Raw genomic sequence first — 9,753 nt, forward strand, 5'->3', positions numbered from 1 at the left:
GGCCGAGAAGTGAGCTGGGGCAAGGGTTTTGCCAACTCAAGCCCTCACTCACACCCCGCCACCCCAACCTCAGTCAGACCTCAGAACCCTCCACGCCTCGGTCTCGGACTGCCCGAGGCAGAGGATCATTCACTGGACTGTTCGACCAGCCCTTGAGCTCAGAAAAACCAGCCGCCGCCGAGGCGGCGGATCAGATCCGATTCATCCGTCACCGCCCGGGGGCCCCGGGCCTGCGATTGGGCCTGGGCCCTGCGGGCCGCCCACAGGGGGGCATGCGGCAACTGAAACGCCTGCTCGATCAGGATGGTTTCTGGGCCCGGGGACGCAGTGTTCACCAGCTGCGACGGATGTTGGCAGGCAGTGAAGCTGCTGTGACAGCCTGGACATCGTCTGCCATGGGCGGCAGCAAACATGATCAGCTGGTGGGCTTCGGGCGAGCCACCAGTGACGGGATATTTCGGGCGGTACTATGGGACGTGGTGGTATCAGGCAGCCATAGAAGGAAGGGGATCGGCCGGCTCATGGTGCGAGCTTTACTGGAGTCTCCTGCTCTGGTCAAGACCGAGCGTGTGTACCTGATGACAACCAGAGGACAAACCTTCTACCGCCAGCTTGGGTTTACCGATGTGGGGACTCAAAACCTGCTGGTGATCAACCAGGGATCAACGAAATTAAGCGGATGAAGAGATTCGAACTCTCGACCCTCTCCTTGGCAAGGAGATGCTCTACCACTGAGCTACATCCGCAAATCGTGGCTTCCCACCCCCAGATCATGCACCATGGAGGCCCCCGGGGTCAAATCCCAGGTGTACAGGATGGCAAGGGGGTAAACTCAGAAGGATGACCGTTCCCGTGGAAAAGCTGCCTCCTGAACTGCTGAAACTCCTCAGCCGCCACAGCCTGCTACGGAAGCTAGTCCAAGCCGAGGTCGTCCAAGCCGCTGTCGGCATTGAGGCTCTTAGCGACGCGGAAGCAGAAGAGGCCGCCCAGGCGTTTCGTCAGCGTTTCAACAATCAGAAAGGGGACGCCATCGCTACGTTCGCTCAGCATCAAGGGCTCACAAAGGAGGCCTTGGAGTGGCAGATCCAACTCCCCAGCAAGATCAAGCGACACTGCCGAGAACACTTCATGAGCAAAGCAGAGTCGCACTTTCTGAGCCGGAAGAACCAACTCGATCAAGCTGTCTATAGCCTTATCAGGGTTCGAGATCCATATCTGGCACGCGAGCTCTATCTTCGCCTTGACGCAGGAGAGGCAGATTTTGCGGAACTTGCTTCCACCCACTCCGAGGGTGCAGAGAAAAGCACCCGGGGAATTGTTGGGCCATCCCCTCTTGCAAGAGCCCATCCATTGCTCGCGGAACGATTGAGAACCAGTACCCCAGGCGATGTCCAAGAGCCAATCACCATAGAAGGCTGGTGGCTCATTTTAAGACTAGAAAGTCTTCAGCCAGCGACCTTTGACGAAAACTCCGCAGGAAGAATGGCAGGAGAGCTGTTTGAATTGTGGGTACAAGAAGAAACTAGCCGCAGGCTTGCCCAACTTCCCATCTTCCAAGGCAACTCTCTCACGGAATGACAAAGACAGTCGCCGCTTCTCTCTTTCTGCATCCCGCCTTTAGTTCTCTTAGCTCCGACTCGAAAGAACGCGTTGAGTCAAGAGCTACGTTGCTTCGATATCGGGTTGGTCAAAGCCTCACAGATGCCTCAATCCTCCCTGCCAGAGTGTTAGTGCTGGTGCAGGGGCACGCTCGTCTCCTCGGCAAGGAAAAGGGTAGAACCATCACCTTAGCAAGGCTAGAACCCGGAACCATCGTGGGCTTGGTATCACTCTTGCGTGGGGAACCATGTGAAACTGTCAGTGCTGCCGAAGAACTTCTTGCGACCTCTCTAGACGATCGTCTAATTGTTGAGCTATATCGCACAGAGCCAGGATTCAGGAGTTGGTGCCAAACAAACGTATGGCCTGCGGAAGTTGCCTCAATCTTGGAGGAACAACATCGTCATGAGGCCTCGAGCGATCGTTCACTGCTGAAAGTGCTGACAAAGGCAGTCGCGGAAGCAAGGATAGTGGCCCCTAATCCTGCTGCCCTGCTGCATGAACATCAGGAAGGTCGTGTGGTGTTCCTCGATAGCGTTGCCATAGGGCATGTCCCTGGCCTTCGCCTGGACGGGACCCATGAGCTTCCGAAGCCATTATCCCCCTTTGGAGTACGACTGCTGAGCCTCTCCAACACCATCCTCATGGTGAACGAAGGACTCGATCGGGCCTCCACACAGGGATTCCGGGAATCGCCTTTGCACTTCAACACACAACCTCTGGATGCACCGGAATCTCCAGAAATCAGCCATCTCAGTTTTCAACTACGTGGCACTAAACCCGTTCGACTTGTGCGCGGGGAGAGCCCAAGCGAGCAGACGCTTGCATGTTTTCAGATGCTCGCTGAAGAAATGAAGCTTCCCTTCCGGAGGGATTCCATCGAAAAGGTACTCCAAGATACGTTGAGCCGAGGACAGGCTCCGACACTCCAACTTTGTGGACAGTTGGCTGCTTCCTTAGGTCTTCATGTGATGTCCGTCAAGGTACCAGCAGAGTTGGGCACCCGGATTCAAACTCCTGCCATTCTCTCATGGAAAGGAGGCTTTGCTCTCGTCGCAGAAAGCCATAGCGAAGGCATCACCTTGGCCTCTCCAGCAGATGGCATGGTGGAGCTAACTCCTGCCGAGATCAACAAATCTTTTCCTGCTGGACTAGAGCTGCTTATTGTTGAACGGACTACCCGAACTGCTGAGCACAAATTTGGGCCTGGATGGTTCTGGCCCGCATTAGAGAAGTATCGCAGCGTCCTTTTCCAAGTTCTGATTGCCAGTTTCGTTGTCCAGCTCTTTACACTTGCCAACCCATTACTCATCCAGGTAATCATAGACAAGGTGATCAGCCAGCGCAGCCTTGACACACTACAGGTCATTGGTATCGCCCTAGTAGTAGTCACATTGTTAGAGGGTGTTCTCGGCAGCCTGAGAACATTCCTGTTCGCTGAAACTACTAATCGCATAGATCATCGCCTCGGCTCCGAGGTGATCGATCACCTCCTTCGTCTACCTCTTGGCTATTTTGATCGTCGTCCTGTTGGTGAACTGAGTTCGCGTGTTGCCGAACTGGAGAAAATTCGCAACTTCCTTACTGGACAAGCTTTAACCACAGTGATTGATGCCGCATTCTCGATAATTTATATCTTGGTGATGTCTCTCTATAGCTGGCTGCTTACCATAATTGCCTTAGCTGTACTGCCGATTCAAGTTGGGGTAACAATACTTGGAGCTCCTCTCTTTAGACGACAATTCCGTCAAGCAGCAGAAGAGAACGCCCGCACTCAGAGCCACCTGGTCGAAGTTCTCAGTGGAATTCAAACCGTAAAGGCACAAAATGTCGAAATGGTGAGTCGTTGGAAGTGGCAAGATTTGTACGGTACTTACATAGCGAGAACATTTGAGAAAACAATTACCGGAACAGCCATTAATCAGTTCAGCCAGATTCTCCAAAAATTATCCCAACTAATGGTCTTATGGGTCGGTGCAATGATGGTCTTAGATGGCCAGCTTACCCTGGGACAGTTGATTGCATTCCGCATCATCAGTGGATTCGTAACTCAGCCACTCCTACGACTTTCCAGCATTTGGCAGAACATTCAGGAGTTGAGGGTATCCTTTGAGAGGCTTGCAGACGTTATTGATACACCTCAAGAATCAACAGAAGCCGATCAAGCAAAAATCCCACTACCCTCAATTTCTGGTGAAGTTATATTTGATGGAATAAACTTCTCTTTTCAAGCAAATCAAAAGTCCGTTTTAAATAATATTAATCTTAAAATTACGGCAGGTACTTTTGTAGGGATAGTAGGCCAAAGCGGTAGCGGCAAAAGCACTCTTATGAAGCTTCTACCTCGACTCTATAAGCCGGATACTGGCAGGATTCTTATTGATGGCTATGACGTCGACAAGGTGGAGCTGTATTCAGTAAGGCGTCAAGTAGGAATTGTTCCACAGGACCCATTGCTTTTCTCTGGAACAGTTAATGATAATATTGCGTTGACCAGGCCTGATGCAGACAGTGACGATATCGTCAGAGCTGCACGATTGGCTTGTGCGCATGAATTTATCATGGAACTATCCAGTGGCTACAGCACTCCAGTCGGAGAGCGTGGTGGCTCACTGAGCGGCGGCCAGAGACAGCGAATAGCGATAGCCAGAACACTTTTGAGCAATCCCAAGCTACTTGTTCTGGATGAAGCCACAAGCGCTCTTGACTATGACACTGAACGCAGAGTTTGCGAAAATCTCTCCAATGAACTCAAAGAATGTACAGTGTTCTTCATTACTCATCGGCTCTCAACAATCCGATCAGCTGACCTTATCATAATGATGCATCAAGGATCTATAGCTGAAACTGGAACACATGCCGAGCTAATGGACATGCGGGGCAGATACTTCGCGCTCTATCGTCAACAGGAGGCAAGTTGATGGCTGCTCCACCTCCCAAGCTACAGCATTTAGACCTTGGCTTATTAAAAAAGCAAAACAAGACAAGCTATTTTGATGAGTTAAGCCTTAAGCAGTCCAGGACATGGATGCGGGCTACAACCTGGTGTTTAGTTGGTGCTACCGCCTTCTCCTTGGCCTGGCTTGCATTGGCACAAACCGATGAAGTTGTTATAGCCCGCGGCAAACTCGAACCCATAGGTTCTGTAAAAGACATTCAGATGCCATTAGGAGGCGTAGCTGCAGAGATATTGGTCAAGGACGGTGATCAAGTCAAAGCAGGTCAGCCCTTGATGCGAATGGACACTGAGGCCAGTCGTCAAAAACAGCAGGCCTTGGTTCAAACAATCAGGCTTACTGAAAACCAGCTTGCGCTTAAGAACGTTGAGATTCAGCGCTTTCTGGAAATGAATAGCCAACAAGTCACGCAACTAGCCGAGTCATTGAGTCTTCAAGAAGTTATCCTAAATCGCCTTGGTATTCTTGCTAAACAAGGAGCCTCTTCTGAGCTTCAGTATCTGCAACAATCAAATAAAACCAAAGAAGCTCGCGGCCAACTCATGCAAGCAAAAATTGATCGCTTTAGGCAGCTTGCAATCATGGAGCAAAGCCTGAAGCAGTTACGAGCCGAACTCTCGAGTTTGCAGGGTCAGCTGTCAGAGATCGATGTAACCATACGTTATCAAACTCTGCGCTCCCCAGTTGATGGAATCATCTTCGACCTTAAACCCAAATCACCAGGTTATTCGGCTCAGACAACTGAGTCAGTGATGAAGGTGGTTCCATTTAATAAGTTGCAAGCTGCAGTTCAGATTCCAAGTTCTAAAATTGGCCTCGTACAAGTAGGCGTTCCGGCCGAAGTCAGCATCGACTCTTTTCCTGCCTCTGATTTTGGCACTCTAGAGGGAACGGTAAAATGGATTGGATCTGATGCGTTGGCGCCTGAACGTAACCGCCAAGCCGAGAATACGGGGTTTTCTGGAGAAGAATATCGCTACCCGGCGACAGTTCAGCTCGCCAGTCAAAAGCTCAAACTGAAAAGTGGCCAACAACTTCCACTACAGGTGGGAATGTCACTGAATGCCAACATCAAGCTGCGCAAAGTTTCATATTTGCAGTTGCTGCTCGGCTCCTTCCGCGACAAGGCGGAGTCTCTTAAAAGGATCTGAGGAATTCCTCTGTTGGGACTCACTGGACCCAACAGAGTGCTATGTTAGGATTTAAGAATACTGTTGCGCCAATCCGATTTTGGCTTAGGACAGCAGGAGGAGGCCTCACAGGCAATGAAACGACTTCCTGACTGCACGAACCCCTCGTCATTCCCCACCTTGGGGGTTGTGACAGGTTCATTGCCGTCCTACTTCAAAGCTGTTAAAATTGAAAAGCTGGGCCGGAACACGTAGAATAAGTGGGCGTTCAGCAACCACCCTCCTCCTAACCAAACGTGGCCTTTACAACCCAACCTGGCGTCGACGGCGCCCCCACCACCTTCGAAGGAACCGAAGGTGCTGATTCGATCGCCATTCTTGGCGACAACGTTAACAACATCGTTTTTGACAGCTTCATTGCACGCGGCCTGGGCGGCAACGACACGATCAACTACTCAGGCACTCGCAGTGACAGCACCATCCAAGGTGGTCAAGGCGACGACCTGATCACCCAGAATATTGTTGGTGACGGTTTTCTTGCCAGCAGCTTTGTGGCTGGCAACCAAGGTAACGACACCATCGGCAATGCCACCCTTGGTATCGTGGCGACCCTCTCCACCCTCCAAGGCGGGCAGGGTGAAGACAGAATTTTTGCCGCAACCATTCAATCAACCCTGGTTGCTGGTAACCTAGGCGACGATTTTCTCTCAGTTGATGACACATTTGGCTTTATTGCTGTAGACAGCTCCTCAGTCTGGGGCGGTCAAGGTGATGACACCATTGACATCACCACTTCATTCGTTAACTCTAGCGTTACTAACACTAGTATTGCTGGCAATCTTGGCAACGACATCATCAACTTGGATGTTATTGGCTCTTTTGCCGGGTCAGTTGCCGACGGTGGTGACGGCGATGATCTCATTGATGCAGTCCCCAGTGTCAGCGATCTTTCTCTGATTGGTGGCACCGGAGATGACACCATCTACGGTGGAGGTGGTGATGACGCCATCAGTGGCCAAGATGATGATGACTGGCTTGCTGGAGACTTTGGCTCAGACACAGTTGAAGGTGGCAAAGGTAACGACTTAGTCACCGGTAGCTTCTACGATGGAGTTGACTACTTTGGCGACTTCGAAGGGGACACCCTCAGTGGCGGAACAGGCAGCAATCGCTTCTTAGTTGCTCCAGGGTCCTCCTCTTTTGCGACATATATTGATGCTGGTATCGGTGGCATCGTTGATCAAGGAGACGCTTTTGTCGCTGCCTTCGGCGGTACATTTGATGTGATCACCGACTGGAATTCAGGCAACGGCACAAACCTTCTTGATACTGGTATTGCTGGGCTTACAACCTTCGCCGGTTTCGGGCCTGGCATGAGCCTTGGCTTCGGATTCTTCCTTGGCTCAAACTATGCGGTCCGCGGTAACTACGCTGAAGATGGAGCTACTTTCGTAGTTGATCTCTTTGGAACCGATATTGCTGTCTGGAACTTCGATGGCGCCCTCTTCTCTACTAACGTCACCATTCTGGATAATGTCAACCCTGGCATTCTCACCACTAACGTCTTTTTGACCGAAAACCAATTCGTTTCGATCTGACGTTTATTGCCGGAAACATTTCCGGTTTATAGCCCAAACCCCTTCCCTATTCGGGAGGGGGTTTTTCTTTGATTCTCTAGGCCGTCAATAGTGGTAATGTTCTCTGATAACCAAGAAAGGATGGGAAAGCATGCTCCACACTGAGAAACTCGCGATGTATCCATCCAGGCTTCCAAACTGGAAAAAGCGAGAGCGCCGTGTAAGTAGCTACACTCTCCAAAGGTCCAACAAAACCCGCGACCGGCTGGATGCGGTCACGCATAAGCTCCAATTGAGGGGCGCTTATTGCGAATAGTCCGCTATGGGGATTGGTCGGTAGATCAAAACTCACCTCCTGCCCATTCCAGAAGCAGCCGCTGGCCACATGTTGCCTAGGCTGATAATATTGACCGATGAACTCTGGATGGAGAGGACCATCCACAAAGAAGCGAGCATGTTTTGGATCTCTGCTGCACTCGTATCGATGGGGCATGAGCACCACCTGATGATTGGTCCGCTGGCTGAACCAGATCAGCTTGTCGACAAACATCCGATCATGCAGAACCAGATCGTCCTCCATGTAAAGAGAGAGGTCAGCGGCTGGCTCGGCTGCGATCAAAAAATCACGGGCAGCGGCTGGAAGCAGACGTGGGTTCTCCAGCGCCAATCTGTGCACCTGAATCCTGCCTGCAAAGCATTCGAGCACGTCCGCCAAGACAGCATCACCGCTGATGAACACATGACAGTCGATCTGCACACCGCATAGCCGTGTCCGTAGCTTGCTAGAGGGCAAAATGGATCGGGCTTGAGCGCCGATATCAAGGGTTGTATCCTGCTCGCTGCGAGCCAGGGCAAGCACCCCACCCAGACATCGACCAAGAGCTATGGCTCGCGCCATCACCTTGCCGCTTGTGGAGCCGTATCGTTCTTGGCTGAGGTTGCCGCTGAAGTGGTGGGGAATCACCACCCGAACCCGGCATGGTCTGACCATCAACCTCCCTGCCCCTGCCTGCATTCGTCAATCCTAAGGCTGCTGGAACCTACCGCTTTGAACATCCTCTTCATCCATCAGAATTTCCCTGGGCAATACCGTCACATCGTCAGATCCCTAGCAGCGCAAGGGACGCATCAACTAGTGGCGCTCGGTATTGAAAAGCCTAGTGAGCCGATCCCTGCCGGGGTCACCTATCTTCGTTATCGAATCAAGCGTGCCAGCGCACGGAATCTCCAGCCCTGGGTTCAAGACATCGAAACCAAGACAATCCGTGGCGAAGCCTGTGGCACTGCGGCCCATCGGCTCCGTCAAGAAGGTTTTCAGCCCGAGCTGATCTGTGGACATCCAGGCTGGGGGGAAATGCTGTTTCTGAGGGAAATCTGGCCTCAAGTACCGATCCTCACCTACCAAGAGTTCTTTTATCAACCTCACGGTTTCGACTTTGGCTTCGACCCTGAGCTGCAAGGTAAGCCCGACTGGCAGGCCTCTGCCCGTATCCGTCTGAAGACCGTCAACCCACTCCTGAACTTGGAAGCCAGCAGTTGGTGTGTCACCCCAACCCGGTTTCAACGCAGCAGCTTCCCTTCCAACTGGCAAGCCCGTATCAGCGTCATCCACGATGGCATCGACACCACACATGCACAGCCAAATCAAGATGCTGCACCGCTTACTCTTGGCGATGGCACGGAACTTCGACAGGGTGAGCCTATCGTTACATTTGTGAATCGGCGCCTAGAGCCCTACAGGGGGTGTCACACAATGATCCGCGCTATCCCTGAGCTACAACGCTTGATACCAGACGCCAGGATCGTGATCGTGGGTGAGACCAAGGGGGTGAGCTATGGCGCTGCATGCAAGAAAGGCGAATGGAAAGACTTCTTTCTTGGCGACATCGAAGGCCGCTATGACCCGAGTCGAGTCCATTTCACCGGCACACTCTCCTACGATCAGTTCCTGCCGTTGCTTCAGTTGAGTGCCGCCCATGTGTACCTCACCTATCCCTTCGTACTCAGCTGGAGCCTGCTGGAAGCGATGGCCTGCAGTTGTGCTGTCGTCGGCTCAGCCACTCCCCCAGTGGAGGAGGTGATCCGGAACGGACACAATGGGCTGCTGGTGGACTTCTTCCAACCCTCCGAACTGGCGGCAGCTGTAGCGGAGCTTCTAAACAACCGGGCATTAGCCAGCAAACTGGGCCAAGCTGCTCGACAGACCGTGCTGTCTCACTACAGTCTTGATAAATGCTTGTCCCGCCAGTTGGCTTTGATGTCGTTGGTGGCAAGTGGAGCCATAGGCACTGTTTGATCAGGGCCAGTCCGGCCCTTGTAGTGAAACATTCAGCCTTTCAATCCACCATTGTTGGGCTTCCCCCCAGGGCTGATTCAAAGTCTTAACTCGAGCTTGGTTCTGGCTTCCTCGTCGCCATCGCCAGTAGCGCCGTGATGTCGTGAGTTACGGCCTGCATTCCGGCTCGAATCGACTGAAATCCAGCCAGTCGG

Annotated in this window: 8 protein-coding genes and 1 tRNA gene; 7 read left to right on the plus strand and 2 right to left on the minus strand. The window is 52.3% G+C overall.

Annotated elements, in window-relative coordinates; all coding sequences use genetic code 11:
- Nucleotides 1–158: 158 nt before the first annotated feature.
- On the minus strand, nucleotides 159–335 hold the full coding sequence (locus tag KBY93_RS16145; protein ID WP_315856394.1) for a hypothetical protein: 177 nt from the start codon (nucleotides 333–335) through the stop codon (nucleotides 159–161).
- Nucleotides 336–395: 60 nt separating this feature from the next.
- Here KBY93_RS16145 and KBY93_RS16150 point away from each other — a divergent pair, with 60 nt between their 5' ends.
- Nucleotides 396–683, plus strand: a complete 288-nt coding sequence (locus KBY93_RS16150) for a GNAT family N-acetyltransferase (protein WP_315856395.1) — start codon at nucleotides 396–398, stop codon at nucleotides 681–683.
- On the opposite strand, the gene KBY93_RS07805 is transcribed toward KBY93_RS16150, so the two are convergent.
- Nucleotides 675–746: transfer RNA gene (locus KBY93_RS07805), tRNA-Gly, on the minus strand. The genes KBY93_RS16150 and KBY93_RS07805 overlap by 9 nt on opposite strands.
- Nucleotides 747–840: 94 nt before the next feature.
- Here KBY93_RS07805 and KBY93_RS07810 point away from each other — a divergent pair.
- The 6 genes from KBY93_RS07810 to KBY93_RS07835 all read left to right on the plus strand — a co-directional run bounded on the left by KBY93_RS07810 (nucleotide 841) and on the right by KBY93_RS07835 (nucleotide 9,559).
- On the plus strand, nucleotides 841–1,578 hold the full coding sequence (locus KBY93_RS07810) for a peptidylprolyl isomerase (protein ID WP_255093726.1): 738 nt from the start codon (nucleotides 841–843) through the stop codon (nucleotides 1,576–1,578).
- Nucleotides 1,575–4,520, plus strand: a complete 2,946-nt coding sequence (locus tag KBY93_RS07815; protein ID WP_255093727.1) for a peptidase domain-containing ABC transporter — start codon at nucleotides 1,575–1,577, stop codon at nucleotides 4,518–4,520. Before KBY93_RS07810 ends, KBY93_RS07815 begins: the two co-directional genes overlap by 4 nt.
- Nucleotides 4,520–5,707 carry an HlyD family secretion protein gene (locus KBY93_RS07820; RefSeq protein WP_255093728.1) on the plus strand — a complete coding sequence of 396 codons (1,188 nt, stop codon included), beginning with the start codon at nucleotides 4,520–4,522 and terminating at the stop codon, nucleotides 5,705–5,707. The genes KBY93_RS07815 and KBY93_RS07820 overlap by 1 nt, the downstream gene beginning before the upstream one ends.
- Before the next feature lie 275 nt (nucleotides 5,708–5,982).
- The gene (locus tag KBY93_RS16155) at nucleotides 5,983–7,284 is read left to right on the plus strand and encodes a calcium-binding protein (protein WP_255093729.1); all 1,302 of its coding nucleotides are present in this window, start codon (nucleotides 5,983–5,985) and stop codon (nucleotides 7,282–7,284) included.
- A 403-nt stretch (nucleotides 7,285–7,687) separates the two neighbouring features.
- On the plus strand, nucleotides 7,688–8,029 hold the full coding sequence (locus KBY93_RS07830) for a hypothetical protein (protein WP_255093730.1): 342 nt from the start codon (nucleotides 7,688–7,690) through the stop codon (nucleotides 8,027–8,029).
- Nucleotides 8,030–8,068: 39 nt separating this feature from the next.
- Nucleotides 8,069–9,559, plus strand: a complete 1,491-nt coding sequence (locus KBY93_RS07835; RefSeq protein ID WP_315856396.1) for a glycosyltransferase family 4 protein — start codon at nucleotides 8,069–8,071, stop codon at nucleotides 9,557–9,559.
- Nucleotides 9,560–9,753: the final 194 nt, after the last annotated feature.

Source organism: Synechococcus sp. J7-Johnson (assembly GCF_024345795.1).
In the GTDB taxonomy this organism is placed as follows: domain Bacteria; phylum Cyanobacteriota; class Cyanobacteriia; order PCC-6307; family Cyanobiaceae; genus Regnicoccus_A.